The 19,898-nt window shown below is 67.0% G+C and carries 20 protein-coding genes; 11 read left to right on the top strand and 9 right to left on the bottom strand.

Translation table 11 applies throughout. From position 1 onward, the window contains the following. Positions 1 to 36 precede the first annotated feature (36 nt). Both LDJ84_RS09700 and LDJ84_RS09695 read right to left on the bottom strand, forming a co-directional pair. Positions 37 to 666, bottom strand: coding sequence for an L-threonylcarbamoyladenylate synthase (locus LDJ84_RS09700; RefSeq protein ID WP_024766423.1), 630 nt, complete (start codon positions 664 to 666; stop codon positions 37 to 39). Beyond that, positions 663 to 1,538, bottom strand: coding sequence for a PHP domain-containing protein (locus LDJ84_RS09695; protein ID WP_193453056.1), 876 nt, complete (start codon positions 1,536 to 1,538; stop codon positions 663 to 665). Before LDJ84_RS09695 ends, LDJ84_RS09700 begins: the two co-directional genes overlap by 4 nt. 167 nt (positions 1,539 to 1,705) lie before the next feature. On the opposite strand from LDJ84_RS09695, the gene LDJ84_RS09690 reads away from it, so the two are divergent. The 7 genes from LDJ84_RS09690 (at position 1,706) to LDJ84_RS09660 (ending at position 6,412) form a co-directional block, all read left to right on the top strand. Beyond that, a complete protein-coding gene (locus tag LDJ84_RS09690; RefSeq protein WP_037011033.1) occupies positions 1,706 to 2,299 on the top strand; it encodes a septation protein A in 594 nt (197 codons plus the stop codon). A gap of 1 nt (position 2,300) precedes the next feature. Beyond that, positions 2,301 to 2,600, top strand: a complete 300-nt coding sequence (locus LDJ84_RS09685; RefSeq protein ID WP_037011035.1) for a YciI family protein — start codon at positions 2,301 to 2,303, stop codon at positions 2,598 to 2,600. A 103-nt stretch (positions 2,601 to 2,703) separates the two neighbouring features. Next, positions 2,704 to 3,162 carry a hypothetical protein gene (locus LDJ84_RS09680; RefSeq protein WP_037011037.1) on the top strand — a complete coding sequence of 153 codons (459 nt, stop codon included), beginning with the start codon at positions 2,704 to 2,706 and terminating at the stop codon, positions 3,160 to 3,162. 13 nt (positions 3,163 to 3,175) lie between these two features. Continuing rightward, entirely contained in the window at positions 3,176 to 3,853 is a 678-nt protein-coding gene (locus tag LDJ84_RS09675) for a response regulator transcription factor (protein WP_065086337.1), read from the top strand. Between the two features lie 169 nt (positions 3,854 to 4,022). Next, a complete protein-coding gene (locus tag LDJ84_RS09670; protein ID WP_024766429.1) occupies positions 4,023 to 4,478 on the top strand; it encodes a Spy/CpxP family protein refolding chaperone in 456 nt (151 codons plus the stop codon). Between the two features lie 90 nt (positions 4,479 to 4,568). Next, positions 4,569 to 5,906 carry a sensor histidine kinase gene (locus tag LDJ84_RS09665; protein ID WP_089285866.1) on the top strand — a complete coding sequence of 446 codons (1,338 nt, stop codon included), beginning with the start codon at positions 4,569 to 4,571 and terminating at the stop codon, positions 5,904 to 5,906. A 26-nt stretch (positions 5,907 to 5,932) separates the two neighbouring features. Further along, positions 5,933 to 6,412: a hypothetical protein gene (locus LDJ84_RS09660; protein WP_084359809.1), complete on the top strand. Its 480-nt coding sequence runs from the start codon at positions 5,933 to 5,935 to the stop codon at positions 6,410 to 6,412. Here LDJ84_RS09660 and LDJ84_RS09655 read toward each other — a convergent pair. Next, positions 6,393 to 6,953, bottom strand: coding sequence for an NAD(P)H nitroreductase (locus LDJ84_RS09655; RefSeq protein WP_024767432.1), 561 nt, complete (start codon positions 6,951 to 6,953; stop codon positions 6,393 to 6,395). The two genes, LDJ84_RS09660 and LDJ84_RS09655, sit on opposite strands and share 20 nt — an antisense overlap. A gap of 76 nt (positions 6,954 to 7,029) precedes the next feature. After that, on the bottom strand, positions 7,030 to 7,401 hold the full coding sequence (locus LDJ84_RS09650; RefSeq protein WP_024767433.1) for a YkgJ family cysteine cluster protein: 372 nt from the start codon (positions 7,399 to 7,401) through the stop codon (positions 7,030 to 7,032). A 155-nt stretch (positions 7,402 to 7,556) separates the two neighbouring features. Here LDJ84_RS09650 and LDJ84_RS09645 point away from each other — a divergent pair, with 155 nt between their 5' ends. Next, entirely contained in the window at positions 7,557 to 9,011 is a 1,455-nt protein-coding gene (locus LDJ84_RS09645; RefSeq protein ID WP_024767434.1) for a TrkH family potassium uptake protein, read from the top strand. Between the two features lie 180 nt (positions 9,012 to 9,191). Here LDJ84_RS09645 and LDJ84_RS09640 read toward each other — a convergent pair whose 3' ends face one another. Beyond that, entirely contained in the window at positions 9,192 to 10,190 is a 999-nt protein-coding gene (locus LDJ84_RS09640; RefSeq protein WP_065086467.1) for an AraC family transcriptional regulator, read from the bottom strand. Between the two features lie 144 nt (positions 10,191 to 10,334). Here LDJ84_RS09640 and LDJ84_RS09635 point away from each other — a divergent pair, with 144 nt between their 5' ends. Continuing rightward, positions 10,335 to 10,652 carry an Mpo1-like protein gene (locus LDJ84_RS09635; protein WP_024767436.1) on the top strand — a complete coding sequence of 106 codons (318 nt, stop codon included), beginning with the start codon at positions 10,335 to 10,337 and terminating at the stop codon, positions 10,650 to 10,652. Positions 10,653 to 10,674: 22 nt separating this feature from the next. On the opposite strand, the gene LDJ84_RS09630 is transcribed toward LDJ84_RS09635, so the two are convergent. Both LDJ84_RS09630 and LDJ84_RS09625 read right to left on the bottom strand, forming a co-directional pair. Then, positions 10,675 to 12,195 (bottom strand): glycosyltransferase family 39 protein, encoded by a 1,521-nt coding sequence (locus LDJ84_RS09630; RefSeq protein ID WP_226046261.1) that lies wholly within the window; start codon positions 12,193 to 12,195, stop codon positions 10,675 to 10,677. A 57-nt stretch (positions 12,196 to 12,252) separates the two neighbouring features. Next, positions 12,253 to 16,569: a DEAD/DEAH box helicase gene (locus tag LDJ84_RS09625; protein ID WP_226046260.1), complete on the bottom strand. Its 4,317-nt coding sequence runs from the start codon at positions 16,567 to 16,569 to the stop codon at positions 12,253 to 12,255. A gap of 112 nt (positions 16,570 to 16,681) precedes the next feature. Between LDJ84_RS09625 and LDJ84_RS09620 the strand changes: the two genes are divergently transcribed. Next, positions 16,682 to 17,050, top strand: a complete 369-nt coding sequence (locus LDJ84_RS09620) for a hypothetical protein (RefSeq protein WP_084359812.1) — start codon at positions 16,682 to 16,684, stop codon at positions 17,048 to 17,050. Between the two features lie 76 nt (positions 17,051 to 17,126). Here LDJ84_RS09620 and cheR read toward each other — a convergent pair whose 3' ends face one another. Together cheR and LDJ84_RS09610 are read right to left on the bottom strand one after the other, a co-directional pair. Continuing rightward, a complete protein-coding gene (gene cheR / locus LDJ84_RS09615) occupies positions 17,127 to 17,948 on the bottom strand; it encodes a protein-glutamate O-methyltransferase CheR (protein ID WP_024764333.1) in 822 nt (273 codons plus the stop codon). A 121-nt stretch (positions 17,949 to 18,069) separates the two neighbouring features. Next, the gene (locus LDJ84_RS09610; protein ID WP_037011045.1) at positions 18,070 to 19,008 is read right to left on the bottom strand and encodes a chemotaxis protein CheV; all 939 of its coding nucleotides are present in this window, start codon (positions 19,006 to 19,008) and stop codon (positions 18,070 to 18,072) included. 67 nt (positions 19,009 to 19,075) lie between these two features. Between LDJ84_RS09610 and flgA the strand changes: the two genes are divergently transcribed. Further along, positions 19,076 to 19,834: a flagellar basal body P-ring formation chaperone FlgA gene (flgA, locus tag LDJ84_RS09605; RefSeq protein WP_052239092.1), complete on the top strand. Its 759-nt coding sequence runs from the start codon at positions 19,076 to 19,078 to the stop codon at positions 19,832 to 19,834. Positions 19,835 to 19,898 lie beyond the last annotated feature (64 nt).

Below are 19,898 nucleotides of genomic sequence, written 5' to 3'. Positions count from 1 at the left end.
TGGAACGAGGGAGTATAGCCAGCACGCCGGGCGTGTTCAGGCGTTGACCATGAAGGGTTCCGGATCGCCGCAGCCGACGCGTACCACCACCGGGTCTTCGTCGGTGAGGGCGATCACGGTGGAGGCTTCGCCGCCGCCGAAACCACCATCGATGATCAGGTCGACCAGGTGTTCCAGCTGGTCGCGCATCTCGTAGGGGTCGTTCAGTGGCTCCGTCTCCCCCGGCAGGATCAGGCTCACGCTCATCAGCGGCTCACCCAGCTCCTCCAGCAGCGCCAGGGCGATCGGGCAGGCCGGCACCCGCAGGCCAATGGTGCGGCGCTTGGGGTGCAGCAACATGCGCGGCACTTCGCGAGTGGCATTGAGGATGAAGGTATAGGGGCCGGGTGTATGCGCCTTGAGCAAGCGGAACAGGCGCGTGTCGACCTTGGCGTAGAGGCCGAGCTCCGACAGGTCACGGCAGACCAGGGTGAAGTTGTGCTTGTCGTCCAGCCGGCGGATGTGGCGGATGCGCTCCACCGCGGCCTTCTCGCCGATGCGACAACCCAACGCATAGGACGAGTCGGTGGGATAGGCGATCACTCCCCCCTGGCGGACGATCTCCACGGCCTGCTTGATCAGGCGCGCCTGGGGATTTTCCGGGTGGATCTGAAAGAACTGGCTCATGGAGTCTCCTCGATCCCGATAGCGTTCTCGGCACTGGCGAAGCGCGGCCAGAGTGGCGGCAGGTCCTCCGGCACGCTGCGGTACAGCCCCAGCTCCGACCAATCACTGGGACCGTGGAAGTCGCTGCCAGCCGTGACCATCAGGCCGAACTCGCGGACCAGGATGCTCAATACGCCGACCTGCTCGGCCGGCTGCGGGCCGTTACAGACTTCCAGCGCATGGCCGCCGGCGGCGATGAAATCCGCCACCAGCTTGCGCCGCTTGGTGCGGGTGAAATCGTACTGGTAGGGGTGCGCGAGGCTGACCCAGGCGCCGGCCGCGCGCAGGGTGCCGACGGCGTCGGCGAGGCTCGGCCAGTGCTGCTTGACGTCGCCCAGCTTGCCGGCGCCCAGCCACTTGCGGAAGGCTTCGGCGCGGTCCTTGACATGGCCCTGGCGCAGCAGGAACTCGGCGAAGTGCGGGCGTGCCGGCGCGTTTTCGCTGTCGCCCAGCTCCGCCTGGATCGCCCGCGCGCCCTCGAAGGCTCCGGGCATGCCCTTGGCTTCCAGGCGCCGGCCGATCTCCTCGGCACGGCTCCAGCGGGCGCGGTGCAGGTCGCCCAGCGCCTTCACCAGCGGCTCGGCCGTCACGTCGAAGCCATAGCCCAGCACATGAATGGTCGCCCCACCCCAGGTGCAGGAGACCTCGACGCCATCCACCAGCTCCATGCCCAGCGCCTCTGCAGCGCGGCGCGCCTCGGGCAGGCCGTCGAGGGTGTCGTGGTCGGTCAGCGCCAGCACGCGCACGCCGCGCCCGTGGGCACGCTCGACCAGGGCGGTCGGGCTGAGCTGTCCGTCGGACGCGGTGCTGTGGCAGTGCAGGTCGACTCGCATGCGGTTTCCTGGGGACGAGGGGATAACTTTCTGTATAGACGCTTCTGTGCCAACGCTCCCGCGGCAACGGCTTGAAACCATGATCTGACGCAGCGTTGGGCGGATGGCCCTTTCAGTTCACCCGCAGGTTGGTATTATGCCGGCTCTACTGGGCTCTGGCTGCCGTAATGAAGCAATTCATCGATTTCATTCCCCTCATCCTCTTCTTCATCGTCTACAAGCTCGACCCGCGCAACGTCGAACTCGCCGGCCAGAGCTTCTCGGTCGGGGGAATCTACAGCGCCACGGCCGTGCTGATCGCCACCTCCGTGGTGGTCTACGGCGCCCTGCTGATCAAGCAGCGCCGATTGGACAAAGGCCAGTGGGTGACGCTCGCCGCCTGCCTGGTGTTCGGCGGCATGACCCTGGCCTTCCACAGCGAAACCTTCCTCAAATGGAAGGCACCGGTGGTGAACTGGCTGTTCGCCCTGGCCTTCGCCGGCAGCCACTTCATCGGCGACCGCCCGCTGATCCAGCGCATCATGGGCCATGCGGTCAACCTGGCCGACGCTCTCTGGGCGAAGCTGAACATCGCCTGGGTGCTGTTCTTCCTGATCTGCGGCTGTGTCCAGTTGTTCGTCGCCTTCACCTTCCAGAGTATCTGGGTGGACTTCAAGGTATTCGGCAGCCTGGGCATGACCCTGCTGTTCCTGATCGGCCAGGGCGTGTTCCTGGCCCGCCACATGCACGATGAACCTACCGGCGAAAAACCCAAGGACTGACATGCTCTACGCGATCATTGCCCGTGACATCACCGCCTCCCAAGAACGCCGCCTGGCCGCGCGCCCCGCGCACATCGCCCGCCTGGAGCAACTGAAGGAAGAGGGCCGCCTGGTCCTGGCCGGCCCGCACCCGGCCATCGACAGCAACGACCCGGGCGCCGCCGGCTTCACCGGCAGCCTGATCGTCGCCGAATTCGACTCCCTGGCCGCCGCGCAAGCCTGGGCCGACGCCGACCCGTACCGCGCCGCTGGCGTCTACGCTGAAGTCGTGGTCAAGCCATTCAAGAAAGTCCTGCCGTAACGACGCCCCATCGTTGCAGCCCCAGGGCAGGGACGCCGGGGATGCGCAGTCGTATCCGCCGGCCCATCCGGGCAGGCGCCGTATCATCGAACAAGGAGTCCCGATGTATCGTCTGCCCTTGCTGCTCTGCCTCGCCCTGCCCCCCGCCGCCCTGGCCGAAGAGCCCGCCACGGAACCACCGGCACCGGCACTGTCCAATACTCAGCCCGCCGCCCTGCCCGACAATGCCCCCAGTACCGAGGCCAATGCCGAGCAGGAAACCGCTGAACGCCTGAAGGAACTGGAAAGCCGCCTCGCCGAAAGCGAGCAGCAGCGCCAGGTTCTGGCCACACAATTGGCCAACCCGGACAATAGCCAGGACGAAGCTCAGATCGTCGGTCTGCGCCAGGAGAACCAGCGCCTGAAACTGCAATTGCGCGAAGCGCAGGCCAACCAGCCGCCTCGCCTGTTAACCGAGCAGCAGACCTGGTACGTCGCCGGCGCCGGCACGGCCCTGCTGGCCTTCATCCTCGGTGCACTGGCCCGCGGCAGGCGCCGCCAGCGCCGCGAATGGATCAACTGAAAGATGTCCCTGCATGAGTGAATTGCTGCTGATCGACGACGATGTCGAACTCTGCGAACTGCTGAGCACCTGGCTGACCCAGGAAGGCTTCAGCATCCGCGCCGCCCATGATGGCGCGCAGGCCCGTGCTGCACTCGGCAGCCGAGCGCCGGACGCGGTCGTGCTCGACGTCATGCTGCCCGACGGCAGCGGCCTGGAGCTGCTCAAGTCGCTGCGCAGCGACCACCCGGACCTGCCGGTGCTGATGCTCTCCGCCCGAGGCGAGCCGCTGGACCGTATCCTCGGCCTGGAACTGGGAGCCGACGACTACCTGGCCAAGCCCTGCGACCCGCGCGAACTGACCGCCCGCCTGCGCGCCGTGCTGCGCCGCAGCCACCCGGCGCAACCCGCCGCGCAACTGGAACTGGGCGACCTGGCGCTGAACCTGTCGCGCGGCGTGGTCAGCATCGGCCCCGAAGAGATCAGCCTGACCCTCTCCGAGAGCCGCATCCTCGAAGCCCTGCTGCGCCAACCGGGCGAGCCACTGGACAAGCAGGCCCTGGCGCAGCTCGCGCTGGGCCGCAAGCTGACGCTGTACGACCGCAGCCTGGACATGCACGTCAGCAACCTGCGCAAGAAGCTCGGCGGCCACCCCGACGGCCGCCCGCGCATCCTCGCTCTGCGCGGGCGCGGCTACTTCTACGCGCCCTGAACCCTCCGCACTGCTGGCCTGGGCCGCTCTGGCCCGGGCTTTCGTAAAGATTCCAGCAGGGCCTCACCTAATCTTTACCGAAGCTTTACGTGGGCCTGACCGCCCTTGACCTTGCCGACCCTAGACTGGGCTCATCCGGTAACGACCGGCCCCTGAAAGGAGAAACACCATGCGCAAGACCCTGACCGCCCTGCTGATCGCCGCCGCCCTGCCGACCGTCGCGCTGGCGGCCACTCCCGCGCCGACCGACGCTCCGCCGCCGGCCCCGTTCATGAAAGACCATGGCCCCGGCAAGCACGGTGGCGAACGCGGCGGTGCGTTCCGCGAACTGAACCTGACCCAGGACCAGCGCCAGCAAGTCGGCAAGGTGATGGGCGACTCGATGAAGGATCGCCGCGCGATCACCGAGAAATACTGGAACAAGCTGCCCGAAGCCGATCGCAAGGCCATGCAGGAAGAGCTCAAGGCCAACCACGACAAGGCTGACGCCAGCATTCGCGGCATCCTCACTCCCGAGCAGCAGAAGAAGTTCGACGAGCTGAAGAAGCAGCGTGAACAGCGCAAGGCCGAATGGGCGGAATTCCAGACCTGGAAGGCCCAGAAGGACGGCGCCAAGACCAACTGATCGCTCCACGATGGGCAGGCGCCGGGTTATGCCCGGCGTCTTGCCGTGAGCCCTGACAACGGATAGACCATGCGGCTGAACAGGAAGACCATGCGTTCACTCTTCTGGCGGATCCTCGCCGCCTTCTGGCTCGCCCTGCTGCTGGTGGCCGGACTGTCCATCCTGCTGGGCCGCGCGCTGAACCAGGACACCTGGGTCATCGCCCGCTATCCGGGGCTGCACGACATCGCCAAGCAATGGACCCTGCTCTACGAAACACAAGGCCCGGAAGCCGCACAGCAATTGCTGGAAAGCCGGCGCAAGGACTACGAACTCTCGGTGCAGGTGCTCGACGAGACCGGCCAGCGCCTGGTCAACGGCACCTACCTGCCGCGCCCGCCGCGTCCGCGAGACAACCATTTCGACCGCGAGAACCTGCCGCGCTTCCCCTGGCGTCAGCTGAGCCAGGAATACACCAGCAGCCGCACCGACCAGACCTACCTGTTCATCTACCGCATTCCACACCCGACCCTGCAGGCCTGGCACCGCAGCAGTCTGCTCTGGCCGCTCAGCGCCCTGGGCATCGCTCTGGTGGTGCTGACTGTGTTCAGCCTGCTGCTGACCCTGTCCATCACCCGCCCGCTGAATCGCCTGCGCCGCGCCGTGCATGACCTCGGCCAGACCAGTTATCAACAGGACAGCCTCGCCCGCCTCTCTCGCCGTGGCGACGAACTGGGCGTGCTGGCCCGCGACTTCAACCGCATGGGCGCCCGCCTGCAAGGGCTGATCGGCAGCCAGCGCCAGCTGCTGCGCGATGTGTCCCACGAACTGCGTTCACCACTGGCGCGCCTGCGCATTGCCCTGGCCCTGGCCGAACGTGCCGGCCCCGAACAGCGCGCCGCCATGTGGCCACGCCTGGAACAGGAATGCGATCGCCTGGAAGCGCTGATCGGCGAAATCCTCGCCCTCGCCCGTCTCGACGCCGATCCCGGCCCCACCAGCCGCATCGACCTGCTGCCATTGTTCGAACGCCTGCGCAATGACGCGCAACTGCTCTACCCGGAACAGGACATCCAGCTCGACATCGCTGCGCAACTGGCCCTGGACGGCTGGCCGGACATGCTCGAACGCGCCCTCGACAACCTGCTGCGCAATGCCCTGCGATTCAACCCGGCGGACCAGCCGCTGGAAGTGCAGGCCCGGGTCGATGGCGATCGTGTGCGCATCAGCATCCGCGACCACGGCCCCGGCGCCAGCGAGGAACACCTGACGCAACTGGGCGAACCTTTCTTCCGCGCTCCCAACCAGAGCAGCGCAGGCCATGGCCTGGGCCTGGCCATCGCCCGGCGCGCCATCGAGCGCCACCATGGACGACTGCGCCTGGCCAACCATCCCGACGGCGGATTCGTCGCCAGCATCGACTTGCCACTACGCCGCCAGGTCGGCTGAACCCTGCGCACTTTCGGAGAGCAACCATGAGCCTGCCTGCCTTCGCTACCCCGATCCCCGCTCTGCAACAGCCACTGCCGCCGTCAGTCCTGCTGCGCAGCGAGCCCTGCGACGACCCGCAGTACCTGGTGCTGGCTGTAGAACTGGCACGTCACGCCGCGCGGTGGCGCACACGCTGGCCCGGCTTGCGCCTGAGCCTGCCGCAGAGTGGCACCTGGCCACTGGAAAGCTGGCCGGACGCGCTGGGCGAGGCCCTGGATTCGTTGCTGGAGGCGGCACTGGCGCGGCAACCGCACGCAGCGCTGAAACTCTTGCTCAGCTCCGCCCACGGAGAACTGCGCCTGGACCTGCACGGCCACGACCCGCAAGCGCGGGCCTGGCTGCCGGAGGCCCTGCCCCCGGCGCGGCGCCTGGCCGGCTGGCAGGGTGGCCACCTGTTCTGGCGCGCGCGCGACGGCGGCTGGAAGGTTCGCCTGGAACTGCCGCTCAGCCCCGCCAGGCGCTGACGAAGCCGGCCGGGTCCAGCGGCGCCGGGCGGCGCAGTTCGCCGACCGGCGTGCCGAGGTAGATGAAGCCGACGATGCGCTCATTCTCGGTCAGGCCGAGGCCCTCGCGCACCAGCGGATCGAATGCCATGGCGCCCGTCCGCCACATCGCCCCCAATCCTTCGACATAGGCTGCCTGGACGATACCGTGGGCGGCACAGCCTGCGGCCAGCCACTGCTCGATTTCCGGCACCTTGGGGTGCTCCTGCAGGCGTGCCACGGCCACCACCAGCAAGGGCGCGCGCAGCGGCATGGCGCGAGCCTTGTCCAGCGCCTCGGGCTTGCCATCCGGCTCGCTCGCTGCCACGGCGCGGGCGAACAGTTCGCCCAGTTCCTTCCGCGCCTCGCCTTCCACGGTGATGAAACGCCAGGGGCGCAGTTGCCCATGATCCGGCGCGCGCAACGCCGAACGGAACAGGCGGTCCAGCTGCTCGGCGGACGGTGCCGGCTCGCTCAGGCGGGCGTGGGACACACGGTTGAGCAACGCGTCGAGAGCCTCCATGGGCTGCCTCCAGTCAAACTCGAAAACCGCCATTGTAGACGCAAGGGGTTCGCATTTGCTGAGGAAAGACAGCGCCTCAGGCCACCCGCTCCGGTGACAATGTCGGCAACACCGGTGGTGTCAGCGGCGGCAGCCCATAGGCGGCGCGGGCCGCGTCGCAGTTCGGGTTGTGAACGCCATCGGTCCAGGACGCTTCGAACTCCCGGCAGGTCGAGGAACGCTGCTCGTACAGGGTGCAGCGCACCCCGCAGCCGACATCGCCCAGCAGCGCCGTACAACGCGATGGACGCACCTCGGTGCCACGCATGGCAACCAGGTGCGGGCTGACCTGGACAACCTGGTCATCGGGGACGATACCGCCAGAAGAGCGGCACTCGCCAAAATAGAAGGACACACGAAAATGCGCGCAGCAGGCGCCGCAGCTCAAACACGGATTGTGAGTGGACATGGATTCGAATGCACTAGAGAAACCGGCGAGCGCCGGCGGGCGGAGACAGATTCTATCCATCCCGTTGCACTTGTGAAGAGGGGGATTTCACGCGGTTTACAGGCAGCAGGCGACAGGTAAAATGGCCGATTCCCATTGGTTTCAGACCTCAGCGCATGGCCCTGCCGACACTACGCACCCTCGGATTCATCATCGGCATCTTCGTGATCACGCTGGCGGTCGCCATGCTGGTTCCCATGGCCACACTGCTCTACTACGGCCGCGCCCACGAACTGCACCCCTTCATCTGGTCGGCGATCATCACCTTCACCTGCGGGCTTGGCATGGTCATCCCCGGCCGCCCGGAGCAGGTGCACCTGCGTCCGCGGGACATGTACATGCTCACCGTGTCGAGCTGGGTGATCGTCTGTTTCTTCTCCTCCCTGCCCTTCATGTTCGCCCGGCACATCAGCTTCACCGACGCAATCTTCGAGAGCATGTCCGGCATTACCGCCACCGGCTCGACCGTCCTCAGCGGGCTGGACAAGATGTCGCCGGGTATCCTCATCTGGCGCTCGCTGCTGCACTGGCTGGGCGGTATCGGCTTCATCGCCATGGCGGTGGCGATCCTGCCGATGCTGCGCATCGGTGGCATGCGCCTGTTCCAGACCGAATCCTCGGACCGCTCCGACAAGGTCATGCCGCGCTCGCACATGGTGGCCAAGTACATAGTCGGGGTTTACGTGGCCATCACCATCGCCGGCACGCTGGCCTTCTGGTGGGCCGGCATGGGCCTGTTCGACTCGCTCAACCACGCCATGTCGGCGATCTCCACCGGCGGTTTCTCCACCTCCGACCAGTCGCTGGCCAAGTGGCACCAGCCGGCGGTGCACTGGGTCGCGGTGGTGGTCATGATCCTGGGCAGCATTCCCTTCGTGCTGTACGTCTCCATGCTGCGTGGCAACCGCAAGGCGCTGATCCGCGACCACCAGGTCCACGGCTTCCTCGGCCTGCTGCTGGTCACCTGGCTGGTGATGGGCACCTGGTACTCGGTGACCTCCAGCCTGCCCTGGCTGGACGCATTCCGCATCGTCGCGGTGAACGTGACCTCGGTGGTCACCACCACCGGCTTCGCCCTGGGCGACTACAGCCTGTGGGGCCACTTCTCGATCATGCTGTTCTTCTACCTGGGCTTCATCGGCGGCTGCTCCGGCTCCACCGCCGGCGGCATCAAGATCTTCCGCTTCCAGGTGGCCTTCACCCTGCTGCGCGCCAGCCTCTACCAACTGATCCACCCGCGCGCGGTGATCAAGCAGAGCTACAACGGCCACCGCCTGGACGAGGAGATCGTGCGTTCGATCCTGACCTTCTCGTTCTTCTTCGGCGCCACCGTCGGTGCCCTGGCGCTGGGCCTGTCGTTCCTCGGCCTGGACTGGATGACCTCGCTGACCGGCGCGGCCAGCACCGTGGCCGGCGTCGGCCCGGGCATGGGGCCGATCATCGGCCCCTCGGGCAACTTCGCCTCGCTGCCGGATGCCGCCAAGTGGCTGCTCTGCGGCGGCATGCTGGCGGGCCGTCTGGAGATCATCACGGTGCTGGTGCTGTTCACCCCGGCGTTCTGGCGGCACTAGCAAATTTGCAGGATGAACACGCAGTAGGATGGCGTGGAGCGCAGCGATACCCATCAATCCCAGGCGCCGACTGCGCCAGGCTTCTGTAGGAGCGAGCTTGCTCGCGAACGCTTGGGCGCCGGTATCAAGCGGTTCGCGAGCAAGCTCGCTCCTACAACCAGCCGCTTGGCGCCGGCGGAATCACAACTCCTCGCGGTACTCCCCCGGCGTCTTGCCGAACCAGCGGCGGAAGGCACGGAAGAAGTTGCTCGGCTCCGAGAACCCCAGCAGGTAGGCAATCTCCAGCAGTGTCATGCGCGGCGTGGCGAGGTACTGCTGGGCCAGCTCGCGGCGGGTGTCGTCGAGCAGTTGCTGGTAGCTGGTGCCCTCTTCCTGAAGGCGGCGCTGCAGGGTGCGTTCGGACAGGTGCAGCGCCTGCGCCACGTTCTCGCGCTTGGGCTCGCCCTGGGGCAGCAGGCGGCACAGGACCTGGCGCGTCTGGTGGCTGAAGCGGCTGCTGACGAAGCGCGCCAGGTATTCCCCGGCAAAGCGGTCGTGCAGGCGCGCCAGTTCCTCGTTGGCAGTGGGTAGCGGCGCAGCCATGTCCTCGTGGGAAAACAGCATCGCGCAGTCGGCGTGGCCGAAGCTCAGCGGCGCCTGGAACAGTTCCCGGTAGGGCTCGATGTCCTGCGGCGGCTCGCCCGCCAGGCGTACCTCGAGCGGCTTGATTGCCCGCCCGGTAATCCAGCGCAGCATGGCGGTCAGGCTGGCCAGCGAGCATTCCGCGCTCTGCCGCGGCACCGGCAGGCGGTCACCGTGGACCACGATGCGGTAGAGGCAGCCTTCGGGGAGGCGGCGGAAGCTCAGGTCGGCGCCCTCGGCAATGATCCGCTGGTAGCGCTCGAGCCGCTCGAAGCCCTCGCCCAGGTTGCGGCTGGACATCAGCGCGTAGCCCACCACCGGGAAAGCCGGGGTGTGCACGCGGGCAATGTTCAGACCGATGGCCGGATTGCCGGACAGCTCCACGGCGCGGTTCCACAGGCGGCTCATGGCGTCCTGCGGGAAGCGCGCATCGGGGTCGTCGAGGGCAGCGAAATCCAATCCCAGTTCGGCGAACAGCGCTCGGCTGTCCAGGCCTTCCAGTTCCAGGGACTGGACGATTCCCCGCACCCAACTGGACAGGGTCGTACGCTCAGGCATGCGTTTTCTTCTGGTTATGGTGGTCAACGGCGCCACCGCCAGTCAGCTGGCGGCGCAGGGGGATACTAAACTGGTCCCCTATGCCATCCGCAAGTCCGATAGCTCCAGCCTACACTGGGCCACCACAACAACAGGAGGTGCGCCATGAGCACCCAGACCGCCGATCGGTTCCGGAGCTTCGCCGAGTTCTACCCGTATTACCTGCAGGAGCACAGCAATGCCGTGTGCCGTCGCCTGCATTACGTGGGCAGCCTGCTGGTGCTGTCGATCCTCGCCTACGCCATCGTCAGCGGGCACTGGTTGTGGCTGCTGGCCATGCCATTGGCCGGCTACGGCTTCGCCTGGGTCGGCCACTTCGTGTTCGAGAAGAACCGCCCCGCCACCTTCAAGTACCCGTTGTGGTCGCTGATGGGCGACTGGGTGATGCTCAAGGACGCCTTTACCGGACGCATCCGCTTCTAAGGCTGCAACGCAACGGTTGCCCTCAGCGCGCCGCGTTACGTTGTGCCGTGCGCTCGAAGAGGATCGCCTGCACCTCCCCGCCGGCATGCTGCGCCACCCGTTTCCAGGTGGCCGGCACGTCGGGAATCTCCTGGTCGTTGTAGCGGCTCATCACCAGCCAGACGCGCCCCTGGTCCTGCGGCAGGTCCGCCAGGTGGTCGACGAAGGCATGCTGGCGGTCGTCGATCAGCGAACCAAAGCCATAACGCCCCGGCCGGCCCGAGCTGCCATCCGCCGCCGGTGCGGTGTAGAGCAATGGTTCGTGGCCGGTCTGGTTGTAATAGCGGAAGGTCAGGTACCAGAGGATGTCATCGACCACCACCCGGTCGCCGGCGCGGTAGTGGGCGTTGACGTAGGCCGCCATGCCGTCGAACTGCTCGTCCGGGTCGATGGCGATCGCGCGCCCCACCCCTAAGCCCTGCAACCCCAGCAGGGTCACCAGCAGCACCGTCCCCAGCGCACGGCGCTTATCCAGCAGGCGATCCAGCGCCAGCGCCAGCAGCAGCGGCAAGCCCAGGGCGAAAGCCGTGAGGTAGCGTTCGACGAAGACCGGGGAAATGAACGAGATGCCATACAGCAGCAGCAAGGGCATGCCGCAATAGAGCGCCAGCAGTACCCCGCCACGCTGGGGACTGCGGTCGGCGCGCAGCACCAGTGCAGCCGCCGCCACCAGCAGCAGGGGCACGCCGAGCAGCACGGGCCAGGGCAACTCGTTGCCATCGGATTGCGCCAGCCACTGCCAGAGCATCGAGGGTAGCGAGCGCGCATCCACCGGCGGCTGCCAGCCCACGTCGCCACCCGCTTCCAGCACCGCCATGTGGCGGATCAGGTCGAACAGCCCGGGCAACCAGGGCAGGAACAGCACGGCGATGGCCAGGTTGGCCAGCCACCAGTCGCGTCGGCGCAGCGGGCTGTTCGGCAGCGTTGCCAGCCACAGCCACTGCACGAGTGCGCCGAACAGGCTGAAGTAATGGGTGTAGAAGGCCGCGGTCATCAGCGCGACATACACCAGCAGATAGCGCCGCCGCTGCACCTGCCGCCAGTACAGCAACGCCAGCGTCGCCGCCAGCAACCAGCAGCCGAGCAGCGAATACATGCGCACTTCCTGGCTGTAACGTACCGCCGTGGGCAGCATTGCCAACAACAGCACAGCGATGAAAGTGGCCCGCGGCGAAGCCATCCGCCACACCAGCCAGCCGCCGAGAAACACCGCAAAGGTGCCGAACACGGCGCTGAACGATCGCAGCGAAAGAACGCCCTCGCCCGCCACTGCGACCCAGGCATGCAGCAGGAAGAAGTACAGCGGCGGATGCACGTCGTGAGCGGCGTGCTGCCAGAGCTGGACGGGCGAATAGCGGGCGAGGAACAGGCTGGAGGTCTCGTCCCCCCACAGTGCCGAATCCGACAGACCATAAAGGCGCAGGCACAGGGCGAGCACCAGCAGCGGCAGGAACCACCACTGGCGCAACAGGACAGGCAGAGTCGGCGGCTCGCGGGACAGCATCACACCCTCGCAGGAAAGACGTGCGTGCCGCTGAGTGTAAGCCAGGCAAGGCCGAAATCAGCGACGGATCAGCAGCTCCCGCGCACGGGCCTGGTCCGCGGGCGGCAGTTCAGCCAGCAGTTCCACCTCACCGGCGATCAGCGCACCCACCGGCACACCATCGCGATAGAGCACGCGGTTGCCGCTCACTGCCGGCACCTTGCGTCCCGGCAGCAGCGTGCCGGCGAGGTTCAGCGGATCCACCGCGGAGACCACCACCCATTCGCCGTTCGCCTCCCGGCGCCGGACTTCGCGCAGCAGGCCGACCGCTTCAGGGAGGGCGAACTGCTCGCCGGTCAGCCCGGCGACGAAGCGCCCGCCGCGGATTTCCCCGCGCGCCTCCAGGCGATGGTAGACCCGCAACAGGTCGCGCCACGGCGGCAGCCAGTCGGCCTCGCGGTCAAGCAGGCGCCAGCAGACCACGCCATAGCGGCGCAGCAGGGTCATGGCAACGTGTTCCAGGGTTTCCGCCGGCAACCGTGCTCCGGGCTCCAGCGCGGAGCGCCGCAGCAACGCCCAGCGCCCGGCATCGGCCATACCGAACAGCGGCGTGCGCGAACGGCGCTGCGGATGGCGACGCGCCGCCGGCATCAGCAGGGCGCGCAGGCCGGCGAAGCTGTCGGCATTCACCCGCCCAGCCGCCACCAGCTCGCCCAGCACGCTTTCCAGTTCGGTGCGCAGCAGGTGGCTGTCGCTGGCCAGTTCCTCGAAGAACGACGCGCCGTGCTCTTTGAGCACGTCAAGCACCTTGCCGGCCTTGGCCGACAGCTCGGCATCCGCCTGCCCCGCACTCAGCTCGCTCCACTGCGCCATCTGCGTGCGCGGAAGCAGCACGATGGGCGTGCTCTTCAGTGGCCCGCCGCGGGCCTTACCGGCGCTGCGACCGGGCAAGCGCGCCCAGACGATGCGACCGGCGCGGCAGAGGTCGTCCAGCCAGTTGATCCCGTAGTCGGCCACGCGGCTGGGCAGGATGTCGCTCTCCCAGGCCGAGGCTGCGGCCTGGAAGCCTTCCAGCTGACTGAGCACGCCGGCCAGGGACTCGGCCCCGCGCACCCGCGTGCCGCTGGCGACGCGCTGCCAGTCGAAGAGGAAGCGCATGAAATCGGCACGTTGCACCGGTTCGATTTCCCGGCGCAGGCGCTTCACCGTGTAACGATGGATACGCGCCAGCAAGTGGCGCTCGCACCACTCCTCTTCCTGCGCGCCCGGCGTGAAGCGGCCGCGCAGTACGTAACCCTCGCGCTCCAGGCTGGCCAGGGCGAAACCGGCATCGCCGGTGGATATCCCCAGGTCGTCGGCCAGCTCGCGCAACAGCCGCGGGCCGAAACCGGTCAGGCGCGCCCGTACCAGTTCGACCTGCGCCTCATCGGTCGTGCAGGGTTGAAGCAGTGACGGTGGCAGGTCCAGCAGTGGCGTCCGTGTGACCTGCGGATGCAGCGCCAGCCACTGGCTGAGCCGCTCCGCCGCCACCCAGACATCGCCCACCGGCAGCGCCAGGCGCGTCGCCCGGCCCGCCCTGGCCAGCGACTTGAGCAGGAAGGGCCAGCCCTCGTTGGCCTGTGCCTCGCTCTCGCGAATACCGCCCAGGCCCGTCAGCGCCTCGTGCATCTCGTCGGCGTCGCGAGCCTCCGGCCAGGCCTCGGCGCGCACCGCGTCGATGGCGTCGGCATCCAGCGCACCGAGGTCGTCGGCGCTTTCCGGATCGGTCCAGCGACGGCTCTGCACCGCCTGGGTACGCCGCTCCTCCAGTGGCGCATCGTCGAGGAAGGCATAGGGGCTGGCCGACAATACTTCCGCCGCCAATGGCGAAGGTGCTGGCAGATCGCGCGCCAGCAAGGTCACCTCGCCGCGCTCCATGCGCCGCAGCAATGCCAGCCAGCCCTCGCAGTCCATGGCTTCGTGCAGGCAGTCGTCGAGGGTCTGCGCCACCAGCGGGTGATCGGGAATCTCGCGCTCGCCAACGATGTTCTCCAGGCACGCCACCTGGTCGGGGAACACCGAGGCCAACAGGTCTTCGCTGCGCATGCGCTGCAACTGCGGGGCGACCTTGCGGCCGCCGCTGTAGCGCGGCAACGCCAGCGCCGTGGTGGCGTTCCAGCGCCAGCGCACGCCGAACAGCGGCGCGTCGAGCAGCGCCTGGGTCAGCACGTGCTCGGCGCTGTTGGAATGCAGGTAGCGCCAGACCTCGTCCAGCGGGAAGCTGTGGCTGGTGGACAGCGACAGGATGATCGCGTCTTCGGTGGCGGCGGCCTGCAGTTCGAAGTTGAAGGTGCGACAGAAGCGCTTGCGCAGCGCCAGGCCCCAGGCGCGGTTGAGGCGGCTGCCGTAGGGCGAATGGATGACCAGCTGCATGCCGCCGGATTCATCGAAGAAACGTTCGAGTATCAGGGTCTTCTGCGTCGGCAGTGCACCAAGGGCATGGCGCGCACGGGCCAGGTATTCCACCAGTTGCCGCGCTGCCGCATCGTTCAGGCCGAGCTGTTCCCGCAGCCAGTCGATGGCCCGTGCCAGCGGTTCGCGATCGTTCTCGCCCTGGGCCAGCAACTCGTCCAGCTGGCCGCGCAGACGAGCGACACTGGTGGATAGCTCATCGCTGCGCCCCGGCGCCTCGCCGAGCCAGAAGGGAATGTTCGGCGGTTGGCCCTGGGCGTCCTCGACGCGCACGCGGCCCGGTTCGACGCGCAGGATGCGGTAGGAAATGTTGCCGAGCTGGAACACGTCGCCCGCCAGGCTTTCCACGGCGAAGTCCTCATTCACCGTGCCCACGGTCAGGCCTTGCGGCTCCAGCAGTACGGCGTAGTCGCCGGTATCGGGGATGGTGCCGCCGGAGGTCACGGCGGTCAGCTTGGCACCGCGCCGGCCGCGCAGGCGCTGGTGGACCGCATCGCGGTGCAGGTAGGCGCCGCGCTGGCCATTACGGCTGGTGTAGCCCTCGGCGAGGGTGCGCAACATGCCGTCGAAGTGCTCGCGGCTCAGTTCGGCGTAGGGCTGCGCGCCGGTGAACAGGTCGAACAGCGCGTCCTCGCGCCATTCCTGGCAAGCCACTTCAGCGACGATCTGCTGGGCCAGGACGTCCAGCGGTGCACGGGGAATTGCCAGCGCGTCCAGCTCCCCCAGGCGCACGCTGTCGAGCAGCGCTACGCATTCGATCAGATCGTCCCGCGAGGTCGGGAACAGCCGCCCCTTGGGCGTGCCGCCAACACTGTGCCCGGAACGCCCCACACGCTGCAGGAAAGCGGCGATGGAACGCGGCGAGCCGAGCTGGCAGACCAGCTCCACGTCGCCGATATCGATACCCAGCTCCAGCGAGGCCGTGGCTACCAGCACCTTCAACTGCCCGGCCTTGAGCCGCTGCTCGGCGCCCAGGCGCAGTTCCTTCGACAGGCTGCCATGGTGCGCCGCCACCCAGCCGGCGCCGATGCGCTCAGCGAGATGCCGGGTCACGCGCTCAGCCAACCGCCGGGTGTTGACGAACACCAGCGTGGTGCGGTGTTCGCCGGCCAGTTCGGCCAGTCGGTCGTAGACCTTGTCCCAGACGTCGTGGGACATCACCGCTTCCAGCGGCGCGGACGGCACCTCCAGGTTCAGGTCGCGCTGGCGGCTGTAGCCGATGTCGACGATACGGCAGGCCGGGTGGCGGCCGACCAGGAAACGCGCCACCGCTTCGATGGGTTTCTGCGTGGCAGACAAGCCGATGCGCACCAGCGGCGCCTCGCACAACGCCTGCAAACGCTCCAGCGACAGCGCCAGGTGGCTGCCGCGCTTGCTCGCCGCCAGTGCATGGATTTCATCGACGATCACGCTACGCGCCCCGGCCAGCATGGCGCGGCCGGAGTCCGAGCCGAGCAGCACGTAGAGCGATTCGGGCGTGGTCACCAGGATATGCGGCACCTGCTTGCGCATGGCCTCACGTTCCTTGGTCGTGGTGTCGCCGGTGCGCACGGCAGTGCGGATCTCCACTTCCGGCAGGCCCATCTCGCCCAGCGCGGCACGGATACCGGCCAGCGGTTCCTCGAGGTTGATGCGAATGTCGTTGGACAGCGCCTTGAGCGGCGAGACGTAGACCACCGTGGTGCGGTCCGGCAGCACGCCGCCGTTATCCAGCCCCTCGCGGACCAATGCATCGATGGCCGAGAGGAAAGCCGTGAGCGTCTTGCCCGAACCGGTGGGTGCGGCGACCAGTGTCGATTCCCCCGCCTGGATCGCCGGCCAGGCCTGTACCTGCGCCTGGGTCGGCGCCTTGAAATGCGCACGGAACCAGCGGGCCACCGCCGGGTGGAAGGCGGACAGCACATCGGCGCGCTTGCCGCGGGTGGAGGTTCGAGGGGCAGTCATGCAGACCAATATGGTGGTGCGCGAAGCCCGTCACAAGGACCACTGATCGCGCCTCGCCGCACGCTGCGCCAGCCGTTACGCTGCACCCATCCAGCCGGCGGAATGACACTCGATGAGCGAGCGTGATCGCGACTACTACTGGGAACAGGTCAAACAACAGAACCGGCAGAAGCCGCCCGATGTGCCGAAGCGCAAGTGGCGGATGCTGGTGAAGGCGTTGCTGTGCTTCCTCATCCCCTTGCTGATCGTGGCGGCAGGCGCAGCCCTGTGGCGCAACCCCGCCAGCCAGTTCTGGCTCCAGGAACGCTGGGGGCTGCTGCAGACACGCCTGGGCATTTCCCCGAGCGGCCTGCCGGCCACTCCGCCAGCGTCGCCCTACAGCGACAGTCCGCGCAGGCTGTCGGACTGCATCAAGCCGGGCAACGTGATCGACGACGAAGTGCGAGCCTGCGTCAAAGGCTACCGGCCGAAGACCTGGTGACGGGCAGCCTGCGGATCATGGCCATGGCCGCACAGCGCGATGAGAACCCCGCCCGCTCGGGCGGGGTATCGGCCGATCACTTGGCCTTGTAGATGATGCCCGGGCTGCACTGGACCATCTGGTAATGATCCGGCAGTGCGTTGAGCGCCTCGGAAGCGCCGAGGAACAGGTAGCCGCCGGGCTTGAGGGTGGCATGGATGCGCAGCAGGATGTCGCGCTTCACCTCGGCCGAGAAATAGATCAGTACGTTGCGGCAGAACACCATGTCGAACTTGCCCAGCGTCGCGTAGCTGTCCAGCAGGTTCAGCGCGCGGAACTCCACGCGGCTCTTGATCGCCGGCTTCACCGTCCAGCGCCCCGGGGTCTTCTGGTCGAAGTAGCGCGCCAGGCGCTCCTGCGACAGGCCGCGGCCAATCGCCAGGCTGTCGTACTCACCGGCCTTGCAGGCGCTGAGCATCGAGCCGGAGAGATCCGTGGCGACGATCTGCACGCCCGCCTTGAGCTGGCCGAGGTTGGTGCGCTCGAACTCGTCGATGGCCATCGACAGCGAATAAGGCTCCTGCCCCGAGGAACAGGCCGCCGACCAGATGCGCAGGCGCTGGCCGGGCGCAGCCTTGATCATCTCCGGCAGCACGCGGTTCTTCAGTACTTCGAAGGGGTAGGTATCGCGAAACCACAGGGTCTCGTTGGTGGTCATCGCGTCGACCACCTGCTCGCGCAGCTGGCTGCGCATCTGGATCTTCTGCACCAGCTCGCCCAGGGACTTGATGCCCTGCTGTTCCATCAACTTGTTCAAGCGGCTGGAGACCAGGTACTGCTTGTTGGCGCCCAGGAGGATGCCGCAGGTCTTCTCCAGGAAATCCCGGAACAGCTCGAATTCAGAATTGGTGGATGTCACAGATAAACCTCTTTGCTCGTGGACGGCTGCCGACGGTGCGGCGGCAACTGCCTGACCGGTGCTCAAAAAAACATAGACGATGCGGGCGGCACCGGCGCCACCCGCACCTCGTCACTGCCCGTCAGGCCGACGCGCCATCCACGGCCTTGATCCGGTCCGACACGCGGGCCGCCAGGTCATCGGGACGGAACTTGGCAAGGAAGTCGTCAGCGCCGACCTTCTTCACCATGGCCTGGTTGAACACCCCGGACAACGAAGTATGCAGGAGAATGTGCAGATCCTGCATGCGCGGGTCGTGACGGATTTCCGCCGTGAGCGTGTAGCCGTCCATCTCCGGCATCTCGATATCCGAGATCACCATCAACAGGTCGCTGCCCGGATGCCCGCCGGCCTCCACCATCTGGTGCAGGTAATCCAGCGCCTGGCGGCCATCGTTGAGTGCCAGCACCTCGACGCCGACGGTTTCCAGGCAACGCACCAGTTGCTTGCGCGCCACCGAGGAGTCATCCACCACCAGCACGCGCTTGCTCACCGCGCGGGCCTGAGTGTCGGCATCCAGCACGCCTTCGGAGATATCCTCCGAGGTCGGCGCCACTTCGGCGAGGATCTTCTCCACGTCGATGATTTCCACCAGCTGGTTGTCCACCCGCGTCACTGCCGTCAGGTAGTGGTCGCGACCGGTGCCCTTGGGTGGCGGATGGATCGACTCCCAGTTCATGTTGACGATGCGCTCCACCGAGTGCACCAGGAAGCCCTGCACCTTGGTGTTGTACTCGGTGATGATCACGAAACTGTTGGCGACATCCCGCAGGGCGTGACGCCCCGTGGCCAGCGCCAGATCGAGGATCGGGATGGTACCGCCGCGGATGTTCGCCACCCCGCGCACCACCTGGCTGGACTTGGGCATCACGGTCAGGCGGGGGCACTGCAGCACCTCCTTCACCTTGAACACGTTGATCCCGTACAGCTGGCTGCCGTTCAAACGGAACAGCAGCAGTTCGAGACGATTCTGGCCAACCAGCTGCGTACGCTGGTTGACCGAATCCATGACTCCGGCCATTGAGCCTCCTGTGCACGCAACGCCGCCCTGCTGGCAGAGACGGCATGACCATTGCTTAAACCGTTGCATGAAACAGGCAACGACATTTTTCCGACATCCGAGACCCGCGCGCGCCCTGGTGGCTGCGCTACTCGGCATGGCGGGTGCGCTGACCCTCTCCCCGGCTGGGGCGGAAGGCTTCACCGCGCCTGAGATCCTTATCGGCTCCACCCAGGGCTTTCTTGAGTTCAAGGTGGAAGATTATCTGCAGACTTCCGGCATAGACGCACGCTACGAGATCGAAGTCGCCCGCATCGACCCCCGGCTGCGCCTGGCGCAGTGCGACAAGGACCTGACGCAGAAGCTGGAAAGCCCGGCACAGCCCGTTGGTCGGGTCACCGTGCGGGTCATCTGCGAAGGCAGCTCTCCCTGGACGGTATTCGTTCCGGCGACGGTCAGGCTGTACCGTCAAGTTGTCGTCACCACCCTGCCCCTGCAGCGCAACCGGGTCATCGAGCCTGGCGATATCAGCGTCGTCGAGCGCGACGTCGGGCAACTGAACCAGGGCTACCTGACCGATCCGCAGCAGGTGGTCGGCATGAAGCTCAAGCGCCCGACGGTCAACGACCAGGTACTGGCGCCGGTGTTCCTCGAACAGGCAGCGGCCGTGCGCAAGGGCGACCAGGTGGTGATTCGCGCCAAGACCAATGCGATCAACGTATTCATGCCCGGCGAAGCGCTCTCGGACGGGGTGCCCGGCGAGCAGATCCGCGTGCGCAACCTGCGCTCCCAGCGTATCGTCAGGGCTCGCGTGGTCGAGCCGGGGACCGTGGAAGTCAGCCTGTAGCGCTCGGCCCCGGCGATTTTCTGGCATGATGAACGCAGCCCTCTGCAAAATGTGCTCGGGCGCA

Source organism: Pseudomonas sp. HS-18, assembly GCF_020401845.1.
Taxonomy (GTDB): Bacteria; Pseudomonadota; Gammaproteobacteria; order Pseudomonadales; family Pseudomonadaceae; genus Pseudomonas; species Pseudomonas nitroreducens.
Note: the sequence above shows the minus strand (reverse complement) of the source record. Positions and strands in the feature narration are given on the sequence as shown.